Source organism: Solwaraspora sp. WMMB335, assembly GCF_049179075.1.
Taxonomy (GTDB): Bacteria; Actinomycetota; Actinomycetes; order Mycobacteriales; family Micromonosporaceae; genus Micromonospora_E.
Window position 1 is genome coordinate 1196340 of the sequence record NZ_JBMHMF010000001.1, and the last position, 18559, is coordinate 1214898.

Annotated in this window: 19 protein-coding genes; 10 read left to right on the top strand and 9 right to left on the bottom strand. The window is 70.9% G+C overall.

Translation table 11 applies throughout. The annotated features are described in order from the left end of the window. Nucleotides 1-135: 135 nt before the first annotated feature. The gene (gene aspS, locus ACN27F_RS04595; protein ID WP_421431357.1) at nt 136-1956 is read right to left on the bottom strand and encodes an aspartate--tRNA ligase; all 1821 of its coding nucleotides are present in this window, start codon (nt 1954-1956) and stop codon (nt 136-138) included. Nucleotides 1957-2114: 158 nt separating this feature from the next. Between aspS and ACN27F_RS04600 the strand changes: the two genes are divergently transcribed. Further along, on the top strand, nt 2115-3416 hold the full coding sequence (locus tag ACN27F_RS04600; protein ID WP_421431358.1) for a cation:proton antiporter: 1302 nt from the start codon (nt 2115-2117) through the stop codon (nt 3414-3416). Nucleotides 3417-3464: 48 nt separating this feature from the next. On the opposite strand, the gene ACN27F_RS04605 is transcribed toward ACN27F_RS04600, so the two are convergent. Further along, complete coding sequence (locus ACN27F_RS04605) at nt 3465-4148, bottom strand: hypothetical protein (RefSeq protein WP_421431359.1); 684 nt, start codon at nt 4146-4148, stop codon at nt 3465-3467. Between the two features lie 391 nt (nt 4149-4539). On the opposite strand from ACN27F_RS04605, the gene ACN27F_RS04610 reads away from it, so the two are divergent. From ACN27F_RS04610 to ACN27F_RS04640, 7 genes are all read left to right on the top strand, one after another. After that, entirely contained in the window at nt 4540-5136 is a 597-nt protein-coding gene (locus ACN27F_RS04610) for a hypothetical protein (protein WP_421431360.1), read from the top strand. A gap of 129 nt (nt 5137-5265) precedes the next feature. Next, nucleotides 5266-5568 carry an urease subunit gamma gene (locus tag ACN27F_RS04615; RefSeq protein ID WP_421431361.1) on the top strand — a complete coding sequence of 101 codons (303 nt, stop codon included), beginning with the start codon at nt 5266-5268 and terminating at the stop codon, nt 5566-5568. A 9-nt stretch (nt 5569-5577) separates the two neighbouring features. After that, nucleotides 5578-5982 carry an urease subunit beta gene (locus ACN27F_RS04620; RefSeq protein WP_421431362.1) on the top strand — a complete coding sequence of 135 codons (405 nt, stop codon included), beginning with the start codon at nt 5578-5580 and terminating at the stop codon, nt 5980-5982. Then, the gene (locus tag ACN27F_RS04625) at nt 5979-7718 is read left to right on the top strand and encodes an urease subunit alpha (protein WP_421431363.1); all 1740 of its coding nucleotides are present in this window, start codon (nt 5979-5981) and stop codon (nt 7716-7718) included. The genes ACN27F_RS04620 and ACN27F_RS04625 overlap by 4 nt, the downstream gene beginning before the upstream one ends. 13 nt (nt 7719-7731) lie before the next feature. Next, nucleotides 7732-8430, top strand: a complete 699-nt coding sequence (locus ACN27F_RS04630) for an urease accessory protein UreF (RefSeq protein WP_421431364.1) — start codon at nt 7732-7734, stop codon at nt 8428-8430. A 112-nt stretch (nt 8431-8542) separates the two neighbouring features. Next, nucleotides 8543-9205 (top strand): urease accessory protein UreG, encoded by a 663-nt coding sequence (gene ureG / locus ACN27F_RS04635; RefSeq protein WP_421439965.1) that lies wholly within the window; start codon nt 8543-8545, stop codon nt 9203-9205. Continuing rightward, nucleotides 9205-10044, top strand: coding sequence for an urease accessory protein UreD (locus tag ACN27F_RS04640; protein WP_421431365.1), 840 nt, complete (start codon nt 9205-9207; stop codon nt 10042-10044). The genes ureG and ACN27F_RS04640 overlap by 1 nt, the downstream gene beginning before the upstream one ends. On the opposite strand, the gene ACN27F_RS04645 is transcribed toward ACN27F_RS04640, so the two are convergent. The 5 genes from ACN27F_RS04645 to ACN27F_RS04665 form a co-directional block, all read right to left on the bottom strand. Beyond that, nucleotides 10029-12416: an ATP-binding cassette domain-containing protein gene (locus ACN27F_RS04645; protein ID WP_421431366.1), complete on the bottom strand. Its 2388-nt coding sequence runs from the start codon at nt 12414-12416 to the stop codon at nt 10029-10031. The genes ACN27F_RS04640 and ACN27F_RS04645 overlap by 16 nt on opposite strands. A 14-nt stretch (nt 12417-12430) precedes the next feature. After that, nucleotides 12431-12841 (bottom strand): VOC family protein, encoded by a 411-nt coding sequence (locus ACN27F_RS04650; RefSeq protein WP_421431367.1) that lies wholly within the window; start codon nt 12839-12841, stop codon nt 12431-12433. A 5-nt stretch (nt 12842-12846) separates the two neighbouring features. Continuing rightward, nucleotides 12847-13296, bottom strand: a complete 450-nt coding sequence (locus ACN27F_RS04655; RefSeq protein ID WP_421431368.1) for a helix-turn-helix transcriptional regulator — start codon at nt 13294-13296, stop codon at nt 12847-12849. 83 nt (nt 13297-13379) lie between these two features. After that, nucleotides 13380-14282, bottom strand: coding sequence for a maleylpyruvate isomerase N-terminal domain-containing protein (locus ACN27F_RS04660; protein ID WP_421431369.1), 903 nt, complete (start codon nt 14280-14282; stop codon nt 13380-13382). A 64-nt stretch (nt 14283-14346) separates the two neighbouring features. Beyond that, nucleotides 14347-15237, bottom strand: coding sequence for an oxidoreductase (locus tag ACN27F_RS04665; RefSeq protein ID WP_421431370.1), 891 nt, complete (start codon nt 15235-15237; stop codon nt 14347-14349). A gap of 96 nt (nt 15238-15333) precedes the next feature. Here ACN27F_RS04665 and ACN27F_RS04670 point away from each other — a divergent pair, with 96 nt between their 5' ends. Then, a complete protein-coding gene (locus tag ACN27F_RS04670) occupies nt 15334-15888 on the top strand; it encodes a TetR family transcriptional regulator (RefSeq protein WP_421431371.1) in 555 nt (184 codons plus the stop codon). A 95-nt stretch (nt 15889-15983) separates the two neighbouring features. On the opposite strand, the gene ACN27F_RS04675 is transcribed toward ACN27F_RS04670, so the two are convergent. Further along, nucleotides 15984-16598 (bottom strand): TetR/AcrR family transcriptional regulator, encoded by a 615-nt coding sequence (locus ACN27F_RS04675; RefSeq protein WP_421431372.1) that lies wholly within the window; start codon nt 16596-16598, stop codon nt 15984-15986. A 102-nt stretch (nt 16599-16700) separates the two neighbouring features. On the opposite strand from ACN27F_RS04675, the gene ACN27F_RS04680 reads away from it, so the two are divergent. Then, a complete protein-coding gene (locus ACN27F_RS04680) occupies nt 16701-17570 on the top strand; it encodes an SDR family NAD(P)-dependent oxidoreductase (RefSeq protein WP_421431373.1) in 870 nt (289 codons plus the stop codon). Between the two features lie 73 nt (nt 17571-17643). Here ACN27F_RS04680 and ACN27F_RS04685 read toward each other — a convergent pair whose 3' ends face one another. Further along, entirely contained in the window at nt 17644-18444 is an 801-nt protein-coding gene (locus ACN27F_RS04685; protein ID WP_421431374.1) for a class I SAM-dependent methyltransferase, read from the bottom strand. Between the last annotated feature and the right edge of the window lie 115 nt (nt 18445-18559).

The window sequence follows — 18559 nt, forward strand, 5'->3', positions numbered from 1 at the left end:
GATATTTGCACAACTTCTTTGCACACTGTCTCTGCGTTCCGGTCCCGGCGACGCGGACAGGCCGGGCCGCAGGGCGATTCCCACGCCCGGGGCCCGGCCCGGTGGTCCGGCAGGATGGTCCGGCAGGGTGCTCGATCAGGAGGGTTCGACCGGGGCGGCCACGCCCGCCGTACCGGCCGCCGGGGCCGGCGCGACGCCGGCCGACGGCTTCGGCTTGGCGTCCACCCCCGCCTCGGCCCGTTGCTGGGCCGTGATCGGCGTCGGCGCCCCGGTCAGCGGGTCGAAGCCACCGCGCGTCTTCGGGAAGGCGATCACCTCGCGGATCGAGTCCGCGCCGGCCAGCAGCATGCAGATCCGGTCCCAGCCGAAGGCGATGCCGCCGTGCGGCGGCGGCCCGTACTTGAACGCCTCCAGCAGGAAGCCGAACTTGTCCGCCGCCTCCTGCTCGGTGATGCCCAGCAGCTCGAACACCCGCCGCTGCACGTCCGCCCGGTGGATACGCACCGAGCCGCCACCGATCTCGTTGCCGTTGCAGACGATGTCGTACGCGTAGGCGAGGGCCGCGCCCGGCGCGCCGTCGAAGCGGTCCAGCCACTCATCGGTGGGCGAGGTGAACGGGTGGTGCACCGCGGTCCAGCCGCCCTCCTCGGTCGGCTCGAACATCGGCGCGTCCACCACCCAGCAGAACGCCCAGGCACTCTCGTCGACCAGGTTGGCCCGGCGGGCGATCTCGATGCGGGCCGCGCCGAGCAGCTCCTGCGCCTCCCGCCGGTCGGCCGACGCGGCGAAGAAGATCGCGTCGCCCGGCTTGGCGCCGACCGCGTCGGCCAGCCCACCGAGATGCTCGGCGGACAGGTTCTTCGCCACCGGGCCTCGCGGCTCGCCGGTCTCCGCGTCCAGCACCACGTACGCCAGCCCGCGTGCACCGCGCGCCTTGGCCCAGTCCTGCCACCCGTCGAGTTCCTTCCGGGTCTGCGCGGCGCCGCCGGGCATCACCACCGCGCCGACGTAGCCACCCGCGTCGATCGCCCCGGCGAACACCCGGAACGCCGTCCCGCGCAGGAAACCGGTCAGGTCGGTCAGCTCCACGCCGTAACGCAGGTCCGGCTTGTCGGAGCCGTACCGGTCCATCGCCTCGTGCCAGGTGATCCGGGGCACCGGGCCGGCGATCTCGTGCCCGGCCAGCTCCCGCCACAACGCGCCGACGATGGTTTCACCGAGCTCGATCACGTCGTCCTGGGTGACGAACGACATCTCGATGTCCAGCTGGGTGAACTCCGGCTGCCGGTCGGCCCGGAAGTCCTCGTCGCGGTAGCAGCGGGCGATCTGGTAGTAGCGCTCCATCCCGGCGACCATCAGCAACTGCTTGAACAGCTGCGGCGACTGCGGCAACGCGTACCAGGTGCCGGGCTGCAACCGCACCGGCACCAGGAAGTCACGGGCGCCCTCCGGGGTGGACCGGGTCAGCGTCGGCGTCTCGATCTCCACGAAGTCGCGTGCGTGCAGCACCGTACGGGCGATCTGGTTGGCCCGCGAGCGCAGCCGCAGGGCGCCGGCCGGGCCGCGGCGGCGCAGGTCCAGGTAGCGGTACTTGAGCCGAATGTCGTCGCCGGCGTCGACCTGGTCGTCGATCGGCAGCGGCAGCGGCGCGGCCTCGGACAGTACGGTCAGCTCGGTCGCGGTGACCTCGACCTCTCCGGTGGCCAACTCCGGGTTGTCGTTGCCCTGCGGCCGGCGCTCGACGACGCCGGTCACCCGTACGCAGAACTCGTTGCGCAGCGCGTGGGCCTGCTCCATCTCCTCGCGGAACACCACCTGCGCCACGCCGGAGGCGTCGCGCAGGTCGACGAAGATGACCCCACCGTGGTCGCGCCGGCGGGCCACCCAGCCGGCGAGTGTCACCGTCGTGCCGGCGTGCGTCGGGCGCAGGCTGCCGGCGTCATGGGTACGAATCACGGCACGGAACTCCTCATCGCGGGTACGGGGCTGCACCCGCATTCTGTCAGCCCGTCCCGCCCGCCTCGGCGGCGATCCCGGCCGCCCGACGTACCATCACCGGACCTGGCACCACCGCTGCCACCGACACCACCGCACCACCGGTCTCCGGAGTTCCCATGCTGCTGTTGAGTTTCGCCGCCGTCCTGCTGCTCGCCGTGCTGGTCTCGGCGGTCGCCCACCGCACCATCCTGTCGACGGCGGCGCTGTTCCTGGTGGCCGGCTTCCTGCTCGGACCGCAGACGACCGGGGTGCTGGACGTACGGGCGGACTCGTCGATCGTCAACACCCTGGCCGAGCTGGCGTTGTTCGCGGTGCTGTTCACCGACGGCATGCGGGTCGGCTGGTCGGACCTGCGCTCGGCCTGGCGGCTGCCCGGACGGGCGCTCGGCTGGGGCCTGCCGCTCACCCTGGTGATCACCGCGGTGCTGGCCCACTACGTGGCCGGGCTCGCCTGGCCGGAGGCGCTGCTGATCGGCGCGGTGCTGGCACCCACCGACCCGGTGTTCGCCGCCGCGCTGGTCGGCAACGAGAAGGTGCCGTACCGGCTGCGACACCTGCTCAACGTCGAGTCCGGGATCAACGACGGCCTCGCCCTGCCGTTCGTCATCCTGTTCCTGGCCGTCGCCACCGGCTCCGGCGACCTGCACCTGGGCGACCTGGCCACCGAACTCGCCATCGGTCTGGTCATCGGGGTCGCCGTACCGGCGCTGGCCATCGCGCTGGAACGGACCCGCTGGTTCGCCGCGTCCGCGCTGTACGAACCACTCAACGGAGTGGCCATCGGTTTGCTCGTGCTGGCGCTCGGCCAGGCCACGCATGGCAACCTGTTCCTGGCCGCGTTCGCCGCCGGCAGCACCATCGCCACCTTCGGCCCCCGCCAACGGGCTGCCTTCGAGCACTTCGGCGAGAGCGTCTCCGAGCTGCTCAAGCTGGCCGCGCTGCTGGTCTTCGGCGCGCTGATCTCGATCGAGTTTCTCGGTGAGATCTCCTGGCCGGGCTGGGTGTTCGCGGTGCTGGCCATCTTCGTCGCCCGGCCGGTGGCGCTGGCGATCGCGTTCGTCCGCTCCGGGCTGGCGCCCCGGGAGCAGGCGGCGGCGATGTGGTTCGGACCGAAGGGGTTCGCCTCGGTGGTCTACGGCCTGCTGGTGCTCAAATCGGGGATCAGCGCCGCCGACGAGGTGTTCCACCTGGTCGCGCTGACCATCGTGATCTCCATCCTGCTGCATTCGTCGACCGATGTGGTGGTCGCCAACGCCTTCGACGACGAACGGGAGACCCCGGCCTGGCACCACGCCCTGCGCCGCCGCAGCGCGCCGGCCACCGCTGGCAACGCCGACGATGTCCCGGACGACACCGGTGGCGCCGGTCCCGTCGGGGCGGCCGAACCGGCACGTCGCCCCGACGGCGACCAGGACTGACCGATGATCGACGTCTACCGTTGCCAGGTCATCTGACCCGGTGCCGCCTCACTGCGGAATGTCCCACGCGGTGAGCAGCAGCGTCACGGCGCCGTCGTCGGCGACACCGGTGATCTCCAGCAGGACGACCCGCCGCGCATGGCCCGCGTCGAGTGCTGCGGCGTGGCTGGTCCAGAGGCATAGGACCGTGCCTTGTCGGGCCGGTACCTGCGCCTCCGTGCCCAGCGGCGCCGTTCGGATCCGCTCGGAGCAGTCATGCGGCGTGAGCTCGGGTTGGTCGGTCTGGCTCGCCTGTACGCCGGATCCCAACCTCAGGTAGGCAGCGGCATTGCCGTACCTGCCGTACAGGGTGATTTCGACTCCGCCGGAAGAAGGGACGTCTGCCCGGGGTTCGTCCAGGTCGGCATGCATGTACCTATTGCTTGCGGTGCGCAACGTGATCGATTGTTTCTGATACCACAGGTCGTACTTGGTCTGCTCGTTGAGCACCGGCGGGTCGCTCGTATCCGCGCCCGGCGGCGAGCTGGAGACGGGGTCGGTCTCCGGGTCTCCTACTGGCGCGGTCACCGCGGAGTCACCGTCGAGCGGCGCAGACGGCTCGATCGGCGGTGCTGCCTGGCCACCGCCGCCCAGCGCGATGGCTTTGGCGTCGCCGGCCTGGTCAAGCGCGCGCCAGGCGATTACGGCAGTGGCCATCGAGGTCAGCAGCGCCAGCAACGACACGGCCGCCACCAGCAGCAGCAGACCCCGCCGGAACCGACCGCCGACCGACCGGGTCGGGCTCCCCCCGGCCGGCGGATCGACCGGAGAAGACGACGACGGACCGGGACCCGCTTCACGGATCGACATCAGAACCTCCTCAATGAATCAGCCGGTGGCCGATGTGCGTGGAAATGTTGCACCCCGCGCGGACACCACAGCAGACATACCCGAGCCGCTCGATCAAGTTATCTGATCGAGTACCGTAATAGTGCCATGCTGAAGCAAAGAATCACCTCACCGATACGGGTGTCTCATGTCTGATACCGAACATCGCCCAGCTAGCGTCACCGACAAAGCACAGCGACGCCGGATGACTGCGCCCGAAAGGTGGGTCGCAGCCGGCGCGATAGGGACCGTCATCATGGCGCTTGTGGCAGTGGCGGCCTACCTGACTCCGCTGCTCGGCTCGACCGATCACGCGAAGACCAGTGGCCCGACTAGCCCATCGGTTCCGGCTACCGCACCGCAGCAGTCGCCCACGGATTCGGCACCGTCCACACCAGGACCGGATCCCGCTGCTGCTCCGTCTGCCGCCTATCTTGCGGCGATTTCCCCCCAGGCAGGCGGATCCAATCTGACCGACCTGCCACGCGAACTGCGAGACACCTCAGAATTCGATCAAGCCGTCAAGATCGAATGCCCGAGCAATCAGAGCAACGACAAGATGCGGGATGTCATATACGAACTGCGTGGTCGGTACGACTCGTTCGAGGCCACCGTTCGGCCATTTTTCGCGAACCAGTCGGACGCGGTAATGTACGTAGACGTCTTCGCAGCGGAACGCGCACGCGACGGCAGTCTGATCTGGACAAAACGGGGCGGTCAGTACACCGCCACCGCCGCACAGCCGGCCCCGTTGACCGCAGTCGTCGACGGGGCGGAGCAGATGAAGATCCAGGTCCGGTGCGAGCTCCCGGACGGCATGGCGATCTTGGTCGACGCAGCGCTGCGTGAATGACGTCACCCGTGAGCCGGTCCAGGTGAAGACCCTCGCAGGTGAGCCCGATACGCGTACGTAACGTGATTGAAATGTCAGAATGTCAACATCTGGCACGACCCAGGTCTCGATCGCTCATGGAGGTCCGGTTTGTTTCTCACCCGGCACGAGCAGGAGCGACTGCTCATCCACGTCGCCGCCGACGTGGCCTGGAAGCGCCGTGCGAGGGGCATCCGGCTCAACCACCCGGAAGCGACCGCGGTGATCACCGCCTTCCTGCTGGAAGGTGCCCGGGACGGCCGCAGCGTGGCGGAGCTGATGGAGGCCGGGCGCACCGTGCTCGGTCGCGAGGACGTGCTCGACGGAGTGCCGGAGATGCTCCCCGAGGTGCAGGTGGAAGCCACCTTCCCCGACGGGACCAAGCTGGTGACCGTACACGAGCCGATCTCCTAGGAGCGCAGTTTGAGTGCACCACCCTCGCCGTCGGGCACCGACGGCGGCACAGTCGTTCCCGGTGAACTGATCCCCGGCGATGGGCCGATCACGCTCAACCCCGGCCGGCCGGTGCTGACCCTGCCGGTCACCAACACCGGCGACCGGCCGGTGCAGGTGGGCTCGCACTACCACTTCGCCGAGGCCAACCCGGTGCTGGACTTCGACCGGGCCGCCGCGTGGGGACACCGGCTGGCGGTCCCGGCCGGCACGTCGGTGCGCTTCGAGCCGGGCGTCGACCGGGAGGTGGCGCTGGTGCCGTTCGGCGGTCAGCGCATCGTCGCCGGGCTGCGTGGCGAATGCGCCGGTGCCTTGGCGGACGGGCGGCGGACGGGCACCGTGGGCCGCGGACACGAGGCGGGAGGTACGGCGTGAGCGGCGCCCTGGACCGGCGGCGGTACGCCGCCCTGCTCGGCCCGACCGTCGGTGACCGGATCCGTCTCGCCGACACCAACCTGCTGATCGAGGTCGACGAGGACCGGTGCGCGCCGCCCGGCGCCGACGGCACCCCGGCCTACGGCGACGAGGTCGTCTTCGGCGGCGGCAAGGTGATCCGCGAGTCGATGGGCCAGTCCCGGGCCACCCGGGCCGAGGGCGCCCCGGACACGGTGATCACCGGCGCGGTGGTGCTCGACCACTGGGGCGTCGTCAAGGCCGACGTCGGCATCCGCGACGGCCGGATCGTCGCGCTCGGCAAGGCCGGCAACCCGGACACCATGGACGGAATCCACCCTGACCTGGTGATCGGGCCGAGCACCGAGATCATCGCCGGCAACGGCAAGATCCTCACCGCCGGCGCGATCGACAGTCACGTACACCTGATCTGCCCGCAGCTGCTGGAGACCGCGCTGGCGACCGGTGTCACCACGATCCTGGGCGGCGGCACCGGGCCGGCCGAGGGCAGCAAGGCCACCACCGTCACCCCCGGCCCGTGGCACCTGGGCATGATGCTCGCCGCGCTCGACCCGTGGCCGGTCAACGTGCTGCTGCTCGGCAAGGGCAACACGGTCAGCGAAGACTCCATGTGGGAGCAGCTGCGCGGCGGTGCCGGCGGGTTCAAGCTGCACGAGGACTGGGGCACCACCCCGGCGGCGATCGACGCCTGCCTGCGGGTGGCCGACGCCTCCGGGGTGCAGGTGGCGATCCACACCGACACCCTCAACGAAGCCGGGTACGTGGAGAGCACCCTGGCGGCGATCGCCGGCCGGGCGATCCACGCGTACCACACCGAAGGTGCCGGCGGCGGGCACGCGCCCGACATCATGCGGGTGGCGTCGGAGCCCAACGTGCTGCCGTCGTCGACCAACCCGACCCGCCCGCACACCCGCAACACCCTCGACGAGCACCTCGACATGCTGATGGTCTGCCACCATCTGAACCCGAGCGTGCCCGAGGACCTGGCGTTCGCCGAGAGCCGGATCCGGCCCAGCACCATGGCCGGCGAGGACATCCTGCACGACCTCGGCGCCATCTCGATGATCGGCTCCGACTCCCAGGCGATGGGACGCATCGGCGAGGTGGTGCTGCGGACCTGGCAGACCGCGCACGTGATGAAGGCACGGCGCGGCTCGCTGCCCGGTGACGGCGCCGCCGACAACCAGCGGGCCCGACGGTACGTCGCCAAGTACACGATCTGCCCGGCGGTGGCGCACGGCATCGAGGGCGAGGTCGGCTCGATCGAGCCGGGCAAGCTGGCCGACCTGGTGCTGTGGGATCCGGCGTTCTTCGGCGTACGGCCGCATCTGGTGGTCAAGGGCGGCATGATCGCCTGGGCGCAGATGGGTGACGCCAACGCGTCGATCCCCACCCCGCAACCGATGCTGCCCCGGCCGATGTTCGGCGCCTTCGGCACCGTGCCGTCCGCGACCAGCCTGGCCTTCGTCGCGCCGGCGGCGATCGACGCGCTGCTCGGTGACCGGCTCGGCATTCGCCGGCGGCTGTCCCCCGTCGCCGACGTACGCCGCCGGGGCAAGGCCGACATGCCGCTCAACGACGCGACCCCGCGGATCGAGATCGACGCGGACACGTTCACCGTCCGCATCGACGGGGAGACGATCGAGCCGGCACCCGCGATGGAGCTGCCGATGGCGCAGCGCTACTTTCTCTTCTGATGACCGGCCGCCGATGACCGGCCTCGCGACGCTGCTCATCCTCGCCGACGGCCGGCTGCCGGCCGGCGGGCACGCCCATTCCAGCGGGCTGGAGGCGGCGGTCACCGCCGGCCGGGTGCGCGACCTGGACACCCTGGCGGGGTTCCTCACCGGCCGGCTGGCCACCGGCGGGCGCACAGCCGCCGCGTTCGCCGCTGCCGCTGCCGCGGCGGCCCCAGTCACGGCGGTCGTGAGCGGCGCCACCGGCTCCGTCGGCGGCCCGGCGCGGCTGGACGCGCTCGACGACGGACTCGACGCGCGTACCCCGTCACCCGCGCTGCGCCGCGCCTCGCGGGCCCAGGGCCGGGCGTTGCTGCGCGCCGGGCGCAGCATCTGGGCCATGCCGGCGCTCGGGCCACGCGAACGCCACCAACCGGTGGCGCTCGGCGCGGTCGCCGCCGCCGCCGGACTCGGGCCGGCCGATGCGGCGCTGGCCGCCGCCTACGGCACGGTCACCGGCCCGGCCAGCGCCGCCGTGCGTCTGCTGGGCCTCGATCCGTACGCGGTACACGCCCTGCTCGCCCGGCTGGCCCCGCAAACCGACCGGGTCGCCGCCGAGGCGGCCACCATGGCCGGGTGGCCGGTCGACGAGCTGCCCGCCGGGTCGGCCCCGCTGCCGGAGGTCGACGCCGAACACCACGCCACCTGGGAGGTGCGTCTCTTTGCGTCCTGAACCACACGTCCACGCGCACGACGGAACCGCCGAACCGCACGCCCACCCGGGCGGCGAGACACCGCACGCCCACGAGCCGGGCGAGGTGCCCCACACCCACCCGGATCCGGGGGTGGACCCGCACCCACCGCGCGCCGCCGCTGAGTCCCCGGCGTTACGTATCGGCATCGGTGGGCCGGTCGGTTCCGGCAAGACGGCGCTGGTGGCCGCGCTGTGCCGGGCACTCGCCGACGAACTGCGGCTGGCCGTGGTCACCAACGACATCTACACCACCGAGGACGCCGACTTCCTGCTGCGAAACGGTGTCCTGCCGGCGGAGCGGGTGCGCGCGGTGGAGACCGGCTGCTGCCCGCACACCGCGATCCGCGACGACATCTCCGCCAACCTCGACGCGATCGAGGACCTGTCGTACCAGCTCGGCGAGCTCGATCTGGTGCTGGTGGAAAGTGGCGGCGACAACCTGACCGCCACGTTCAGCCGAGGCCTGGTGGATCAGCAGATTTTCGTGGTCGACGTGGCCGGCGGCGACAAGGTGCCGCGCAAGGGTGGACCGGGGGTGAGCACCGCCGACCTGCTGGTGATCAACAAGACGGACCTGGCACCGCTGGTCAACGCCGATTTGTCGGTGATGCGGCGGGACGCCGCCGCCCGCCGGGGCGAGCTGCCGACCGTGTTCCTGTCGCTGGTGCAGGACCGGACGGCCACACCGGTGGCCGACTGGATCCGGGGGCTGCTGCGGGCCAGGGCGCACATGCGGGCGGAGATCGCCAGCTGATGCGGGCCCGCGCGCGGGTGGTCGCCGAGGTCGGCGCCGACGGGCGGACCCGGCTGGCCTGCCTGCGCGGCGAGCCGCCGCTGGTGCCGCGCCGCACCGGTCCCCGGCCGGTCGGTGACCGCGACGGCGAGGTGCAGGTGCATCTGGTCGGTGCGGCGGCCGGGCCGCTGGGCGGCGACGATCTGCGACTGGACGTCGAGGTCGGGCCCGGGGCCCGGTTGTGCCTGCGTACGGTGGCGGCGTCGTTGGCGTTGCCCGGGGCAGACGGCGCGCGTTCGACGCTGGAGATGGTGGTCCGGGTCGCGGCCGGCGGCGAGCTGCGCTGGCTGCCGGAGCCGCTGATCGCCGCCGCCGGCTGCCACCACCTGTCCCGCTCGGTGGTGGAGCTGGCCGACGGCGCCGCCCTGGTGTGGCGGGAGGAACTGGTCTGCGGGCGGGCCGGTGAGCCGTGCGGTGACGCCCGGATCGACACCACAGTGCGGTACGCGGGTCGGACAGTGCTGCGGACCGATCTGGCGGTCGGGCCGCACGCCGACGGCTGGGCCGGGCCAGCGGTGCTCGGCGGCGCGAAAGCGACCGGCTCGGTGCTGGTGGTACGCCCCGCATGGGCGGCCGGCGACGCTCCGGCCGCCGCCCCGCTCGGCCCGGGTGCCGCGCTGCTGCCGCTGGCTGCCGGCCCTGCGGTGCTGGTCACCGCGACCGGTGAGACCGCGCGTGGCGTCCGCGCCGCACTGGACCGCGCCGCGCTGGACCGCGCCGACCTGGACCCAACCGCGCTGGACCGTGTCCAGGTCGCCGTCGTCGGCCCGCCACCGGCAGGTGCTCAGCTGCCGACGTAGACCGCGAGGTGCTCGCCGGTGAGCGTGGAGCGGGCGGCGACGAGGTCGGCGGGGACGCCTTCGAAGACGATCCGGCCGCCGTCGTGGCCGGCACCGGGACCCAGATCGATGATCCAGTCGGCGTGTGCCATGACCGCCTGATGGTGCTCGATGACGATCACCGACTTGCCGGCGTCGACCAGCCGGTCGAGCAGGCCGAGCAACTGCTCGACGTCGGCCAGGTGCAGACCGGTGGTCGGCTCGTCGAGGACGTAGACGCCGCCCTTGTCCGCCATCTTGGTGGCCAGCTTCAGCCGCTGGCGCTCACCGCCGGACAGCGTGGTCAGCGGCTGGCCGAGGGTGAGGTAGCCGAGCCCGACGTCGGCGAGCCGACGCAGGACGGCGTGGGCGGCCGGGGTGCGCGCCTCGCCGGTGGCGAAGAACTCCTCGGCCTCGGCCACCGACATCGCCAGCACCTCGCTGATGTCGCGGCCACCGAGGAGGTACTCCAGCACCGCCGCCTGGAACCGCCGGCCCTCGCAGTCCTCGCAGACGGTGGCGACACCGGCCATCATCGCCAGATCGGTGTAGATGACCCCGGCGCCGTTGCAGGTCGGGCAGGCACCTTCGGAGTTGGCGCTGAACAACGCCGGTTTCACCCCGTTGGCCTTGGCGAACGCCTTACGGATCGGGTCGAGCAGCCCGGTGTACGTCGCCGGGTTGCTGCGCCGCGAGCCACGGATGCCGGTCTGGTCGATCGAGACCACCCCCGCGTTGGCCGGGATCGACCCGTGCAGCAGGGAACTCTTGCCGGAGCCGGCGACCCCGGTCACCACGACCAGCACTCCGAGCGGGATGTCGACGTCGACGTCGTGCAGGTTGTTGGCGTTCGCGCCACGGATCTCCAGCGTGCCGGACGCCTCGCGTACGGTCTGCTTCAGGGTGGCACGGTCGTCGAGATGACGACCGGTGACGGTGTCGCTGGCGCGCAGCCCGTCCACCGGACCTTCGAACATCACCTCGCCGCCGGCCGTGCCGGCACCCGGACCGAGGTCGACGACATGGTCGGCGATCGCGATCGTCTCCGGCTTGTGCTCGACGACGAGCACGGTGTTGCCCTTGTCTCGCAGCCGCAGCAGCAGGTTGTTCATCCGGGCGATGTCGTGCGGGTGCAGCCCGATCGTCGGCTCGTCGAAGACGTACGTGACGTCGGTCAACGACGATCCGAGGTGCCGGATCATCTTGGTGCGCTGCGCCTCACCGCCGGACAGGGTGCCGGACGGGCGGTCCAACGACAGGTAGCCGAGGCCGATCTCGACGAACGAGTCGAGGGTGTGCCGCAACGCCGTCAGCAGCGGCGCGACCGACGGCTCGGCCAGCGCCTGGACCCACTCGGCGAGGTCGCTGATCTGCATCGCGCACACGTCGGCGATGGTGACCCCGTTGATCTTCGACGACCGGGCGGCCTCGTTCAGCCGGGTGCCGTCGCAGTCGGGGCAGGTGGTGAAGGTGATCGCCCGCCGCACGAACGCCCGGATGTGCGGTTGCATCGCATCGACGTCCTTGGCCAGGAACGACTTCTGGATCCGCGGGATCAGGCCCTCGTAGGTCACGTTGACGTTGTCGACCTTGATCCGGGTCGGCTCCTTGTACAGCAGGTCGTGCAGCTGCCGCTTGGTGAACGTGCGGATCGGCTTGTCCGGGTCGAAGAAGCCGCAGCCGCCGAAGATCCGCCCGTACCAGCCGTCGACGCTGTAGCCGGGGATGGTCAACGCTCCCTCGTTGAGCGATTTGCTGTCGTCGTACAGCGCGGTCAGGTCGAAGTCGGTGACCGAGCCCCGACCCTCGCAGCGCGGACACATGCCGCCGAGCCGGGTGAAGGTCTGCTTCGTGGTCTTGCTGGCACCGCGCTCGACGGTGATCGCGCCGCTGGCCCGCACCGAGGCGAGGTTGAAGGAGAACGCGTTGGGCGGACCGACGTAGGGCTGTCCGAGCCGGCTGAACAGGATCCGCAGCATGGCGTTGGCGTCGGTGGCGGTGCCGACCGTGGACCGGGGATCACCGCCCATCCGCTCCTGGTCGACGATGATCGCGGTGGTCAGCCCGTCGAGCACGTCGACCTCGGGCCGGGCCAGCGTCGGCATGAACCCCTGGACGAAGGCGCTGTACGTCTCGTTGATCAGTCGCTGCGACTCGGCGGCGATGGTGCCGAACACGAGCGAGCTCTTGCCCGAGCCGGAGACGCCGGTGAACACGGTCAGCCGGCGTTTCGGGATCTCGACGCTGACGTCCTTGAGGTTGTTGACCCGCGCACCGTGCACGCGGATCAGGTCGTGGCTGTCGGCGGCGTGCGGCGCGGGCGGCGGTGTGCCCGTCGTGGTGGCCCTACTCATCGGATAGCCCTGTCCTATCGGGTCTCCTGGATGCGGATCAGGTTGCCGGCGGGGTCGCGCACGGCGCAGTCGCGGACCCCGTACGGCTGCTCGGTGGGCTCCTGGACGATGTCCGCGTCGGCGGCCTGCAGCTGCTCGAAGACGCTGTCGAGGTGCCTGGTGGCCAGCAGGATCCCGGCGTAGGTGCCCTTGGCCATCATCTCGGTGATGGTACGGCGTTCGTCGGCGGTGATGCCGGGGTCGACGCCCGGCGGGTGCAGCACGATGGAGGTGCCTGGCTGGTCCACCGGCCCGACCGTGAGCCAGCGCATCCCGTCGTACCCGACGTCGAGGCGGACCTCGAAGCCGAGGGTGTCGCGGTAGAAGGCCAGTGCGGCGTCCGGATCGTCGTGTGGCAGGAAGCTGGAGTGAATCGTGATGTCCATGGCGGTCACGCTAGCCACGGCGCCGGCACCCGCGCTTCTCGATTCCTGATCGGTCTGGTCACCTGTTTGGCCAGGCAGGCCGGCATCTCGGCGCGCCCGGGACCGGACCGACGCCGGTAGACGCTGGGCGGCACGCCGACCAGTTCGGTGAACCGGGTGCTGAAGGTGCCCAGCGACGCGCAACCGACCGCGAAGCAGACATCGGTGACGCTCAGGTCGCCTCGGCGCAACAGCGCCATGGCGCGTTCGATGCGCCGGGTCATCAGATAGCCGTACGGCGACTCGCCGTAGGCACGCCGGAACTCACGGCTGAGATGCCCGGCCGACAGGTGCACGCCACGGGCCAGCGCCTCCACGTCGAGTGGTCGGGCGTACTCCCGATCGATCCGGTCCCGCACGCGACGCAACAGCACCAGGTCGCGCCTGCGCTGCGCATCGGTCGGGCTGCTGGTCACCAGCGCGATGCTGCCACATCCCACCGACATCGCCCAGCCGGGACCTGGCCGCCGCGCGTCTCCTCAGGTCTGTCCGCGTTTGCTCAGGTCTGTCTGACCGGCCCCGCGACCCGCTTCTTGGGCGCGAGCCGCGGGTTCGGCGTGTGGACGACCCGCAGAAAGGCCGGCAGTCGCCATGGCCGAGGCCCGCCGACGACGACGTCGCGGCGCAACGCGGCGACGACGATGCTGATCCGGCCGGACAACATCAGACTGAAGCGGGCCGGGCGGAACCACATCCGTACGTCGACGGGGTGATCGGGTGGGGCGAGCCAGGCCCGCCGGTCGTCGAGCACGATGGTCGCGGTCGGCGTGTACGCGGTGCGGAACCGTACCGCGATCGGCCGCTTCGGCATCGCCTGTTCGGTGTTCAGCAGCTTGCCGTGGTCGTGGTGGAGCGTGCCGAGGAAGAACAGTTCCCAGTGCAGGGCGGCGTGCTCGTCGGGTATCACCCAGGGGCGGCCCAGCGCCCGGGCCATGTCCCAGCCGTGCAGCAGCAACTCACTGACCAGGTGTGCCATCAAGCCGGCCACGGGCACCCGCGCGCCGCCCAACCACCGTACGGTCCTTTCCGGCGGTATCCGCTCGGTCGCCGTCAGGATCGCGTCGATCGCGTCAGCGAGCTGGGCGGCGAGGAGATCCGGATCCCGTTCGGCGTAATGACGCAGCAGGAGTTCGTTGACCTCGGCGATGGTGTCGACGTTCGTCGAGGGAAGGATCACGTCGAGGCCGGGTGCCTGCAGCGGCGAGGCGGTGTCGTCGACGAGCGACAGATACAGCATCGCGACGGTCAGCACGTGGGCGGCGGACTCCGCCACCGTCCAGTCACGGGTCGCCATCGCCGTCGGGTTGCTGTCGACGGTCAGTAGGGACCGGAATCTGTCGCCGCTGACGCGCAGCGCCGTCCGGGCAAGCGTCCAACGCTCTGCAGGCACCACATAGCTCACTCGATCACCTTCGCACCGCCCTTCCGGGCGGTGTTCTCACAGGTTGCGCTCTGCCTGCGGCGGATCACGTATCGGCTGTCGAACCCTCGCGGACGAGGCGGTGCTGGCGTGCGTCGTACCTGGTGGCGACACGGGCGAGGGAACGCAGCATGGTACGCATGAACCAGTCGAAGCCGCGGTCGGACAGGATCCGCCGGGCCGCCAGGATCACCTTCGCGCCGCTGCCCACGGCGTATCGGGTCCGTGGCCGGCGGGCACGCACCGCCCGGGCGACGGCGTCGGCGACCACCGAGGGCGGCGACGCCGGGGCCTCCGCGACGGTGAGGATCGCCGCGCTGCGGGCGGCCTGGTCGGCGTACGGGCCGTGTCCCGAGGTGGCGAGCAGGTGCTGGCCGGCGATGGCGGGCCACTCGGTGGCGATCGCACCGGGCTGGATCACGATCACGTCGATACCCAGCGGGGCAAGTTCCATCCGCATCGAGTCGCTGAGTCCTTCGACGGCGAACTTGGTGGCGTGGTACCAGCCGCCGAGCGGCTCGTAGATCTTTCCACCGACCGACGAGATGTTGATGATGCGCCCGCTGCCCTGCCGGCGCATCTGCGGCAGCACCAGCTGCGCCAGCCGGGCCAGGCCGAACACGTTCACGTCGAACTGGCGGCGGGCCTCGTCCAGCGGCACCTCCTCGACCGCGCCGTAGGAGCCGTACCCGGCGTTGTTGACCAGCACGTCGACCCGCCCGGATTCGGCCAGTACCTGCTCGACGAGACCGACCAGCGCGGCGTCGTCGGTGACGTCGACCCGGACGGGCCGGACGCCGATGTCGGCCAGCGGGGTGATCCGGTCGAGCCGGCGGGCGACTGCGTAGACCTGATAGCCCATGGCGCGCAGCTTGCGGGCGGTGGCCTCGCCGATGCCGGAGGAGGCGCCGGTGACGATGGCGACCTTGTCGCTCATGATCTCTCCCTAGGGGTAACCAACTGGATGGTTAGATAGTCCACCTCCACACCCCAGTTGTCAACCAACCAGTTGGTACTTGAGTAGGCTGGCAGTATGGCCCGCGATTCCACCGCCACCAAGCACCGGATCCTTGACGCCGCCACCGTCGAATTCGCCGCCCACGGTCTGGCCGGCGCCCGGGTCGACCGGGTGGCCGACCGCGCCGGCGCCAACAAACAGCTCATCTACGCGTACTTCGGCAGCAAGGAACGACTCTTCGACACCACCCTCGCCACGCATCTGGAGCGGTTCATCGAGGCGGTGCCGTTCGACGCCGACGACCTGCCCGGCTACGCCGCCGCGATGTTCGACTTCGCCGTCACGCACCCGGACCTGCTCCGGCTGCTGCGGTGGCACACCCTCGAACGCCCCGGCGAACTCGCCCGGATGGAGCAGAACCACCACTCGACGCGACGCAAACTCGCCGCCCTCGCCGAGGCCCAGGCCGCCGGCCGGGTCGACGACACCCTCCCGCCTGCCGAACTGCTCGCCGTCATACTCGCCGTCGCCCAAGCCGGCGACGATCCGGCACCCGCCTCGGTGGCGGTGCGGCGGGCCAGCGTGGCCACCGCCGTACGCCGACTCGTCACCCCCGGCCAGCGACCATAGGACCGGTCGGGAACTCCTCGGTGCCGAGCACCAGCAGTTGCTGGCCCTGATCGCGGGTGACCAGCGTCTCGACGGTCGCCGGAAACTGAGCCGGATCAGCGCCGAGCGGGCCCGACGACGGCCATCGCCTGGTCGATGGCCGCTGCGAAGGTCCGCTCGGCGCCGCCGGCCAGCCACGCCTGCTGTGCGGCGAGCAGGCAGCCGAAGGCGCCCGCGACGAGCGCCCGTGGCGCCGGGTCGTCGGCGGGGTACGGCGCGCCGGCGGCGCGGGCGCGATCGCGAAGTACGGTCTCGGCGGCGTCCCCCATCAGGTGCAGTTTCGCCAGGTAGCTGGCGAGCAGGGCCGGCGTGGTGAACAGGATGCGCTGCATCGGGGCGGCGAGTTCGCGCCGGCCGGGTGCGTCGACGTGCGGGACGAACAGGTCGAAGCTGCGGCGCAGCGACTCCCACACCGGCTCGTCGGCGGGTCGCTCCCGCAGAGCCTGGAGCATTTCCTCGGCGACGAGGCCGAGCTTGCCGACCACGATGTCTTCCTTAGTGGCGAAGTAGCGGAACACGCTGCGTGGCGACATGCCGACCGCCGCAGCGACGTCGTCGATCGTCGTGGCCTCGTAGCCGCGCTCGACGAACAGCCGTTGGGCGGCCTCGGCGATTTCTCGTTGGATCGTGCGGCGGGTGCGCTCGCGCAGGCCGAGCTGGGACTCCTTCATGATACGACCACCCTAGCACCCACCGCCCTACTTGGCGGCCACTGACAACTTTGGCGTACGCTGTCGCCTGTACGACACGTACGCCAGAGAGGAACTCGTCCCATGTCCAGGCCCACCCCCACCAAGACGATCGTGATCACCGGCGCGAGTGACGGCATCGGCGCAGCCGCCGCCCGTCAGTTGCACGCCAACGGACACCGGGTCGTCATCGTCGGCCGGTCACCGCGCAAGACCCGGGCCGTCGCCGGCGAACTCGGCGTCGACTGCCACGTCGCGGACTTCGCCCGGCTCGACGACGTACGCCGGCTGGCCGCCGACCTCCACGCCGCCTACCCGCGCATCGACGTGCTCGCCAACAACGCCGGCGGGGTGTTCGGCGACCACGCCAAGACCGTCGACGGGGTCGAAAAGACCTTCCAGGTCAACCACCTGGCACCGTTCCTGCTCACAAAACTGCTGCTCGACAAGCTGATCGCGAGCCGGGCCAGCGTCATCCAGACCTCCAGCGTCGGGGCCCGCCTGGTCGGCCGGCTCGTGATCGACGACCTTGAGCACGACCGGGACTTCACCCCGGAACGCGCCTACGGCACCGCGAAGCTGGCGAACATCCTTTTCACCCGGGAGCTGCACGCCCGTTTCCACGACCAGGGCATCTCCGGCGCCGCCTTCCACCCCGGCAACGTCGCCAGCAGCTTCGGCGCCAAGTCCGACAGTCTCACCGGCCGCATCGCCCGCAACCGGCTCGCACGCGTCTTCTTCGTCAGCCCGGAGAAGGGCGCCGACCAGCTCGTCTGGCTCGCCGAGGGCGCACCCGGCAAGGACTGGCACTCGGGCGTCTACTACGAAAAGCGCAAGCCCGCCCGGCGCGTCAACAAGCAGTCAACGGACAACGCACTCGCCCATGAGTTCTGGAACCGCACCGAGACACTGCTCGCCTCCGCCGGGCAGGTCGGCGGCGTCAGTGACAGATGAGCCAAGAATCGAACCCCGCGACGTATCGTCGACCGGCGTATCCATCTCGAACGATCGGCGTCGCTCTCCTGCGTCAGGCTCGGCACAGGACCTCGCCGTGCAGGACGGCGAACCAGCCGTCGGGCGCGTCGGCCCAGCGGAGCCAGCCCGCCGAGAGACGTTCGAGGTCGGCGGGGGTGGCGGCGCCGCCAGCGACGATCTGCCGGGCCATGTCGGAGGAGACGATGCGCTCCGACCACATGGTCCCCCACCAGTGCCGGTCCTCGTCCGTGGCGTAGCACCAGACGGAAGCGCCGGGGGTGACATCGTTGAAGCCGGCGGCCAGCGCCCAGGAGAGCAGGCGGCGGCCGGCGTCCGGCTCGCCGCCGTTGGCGCGGGCGATCGCCCCGTACAGCGCGAGCCATTCGTCGAGCTCGGGTACGGCGGGATACCAGGCGAAGCGGTCGTAGTCGCTGTCGCGGGCCGCGACCACTCCCCCGGGCCGGCAGACACGGCGCATCTCGGCGAGCGCGCGGACCGGCTCGGCGACATGCTGGAGGACCTGGTGGGCGTGGACCACGTCGAACGCGTCGTCGGGGAACGGCAGTTCGTGCACGTCGGCGGTGGCGAAGTCGACGGTGGTGATGCCACGGGTCCGCGCCTCGGCCCGGGACAGCGACAGCGCTTCGTCGGTGACCTCGGTGGCGGTGACCCGGCCGGGGGCGACGAGCGCGGCGAGGTCCATGGTGAGGGTGCCGGGACCGGCACCGATGTCGAGCAACGCCTGGCCGGGCCGCAGGTGCGGCAGCAGGTACGCGGCCGAGTTTCCGGCGGTACGCCAGCGGTGGGAGCGCAGCACCGACTCGTGATGGCCGTGCGTGTATACGGCTGACATGCCCCGACGATAGGCCGATCGTCTCGTAATTCGGGAGCACCTTCTCATAGTTTGGTCACGCAGACGGCGCGGGCGACGCCGCGTCGGGGGTTCGTCCGTGCATCACAGTGGTACG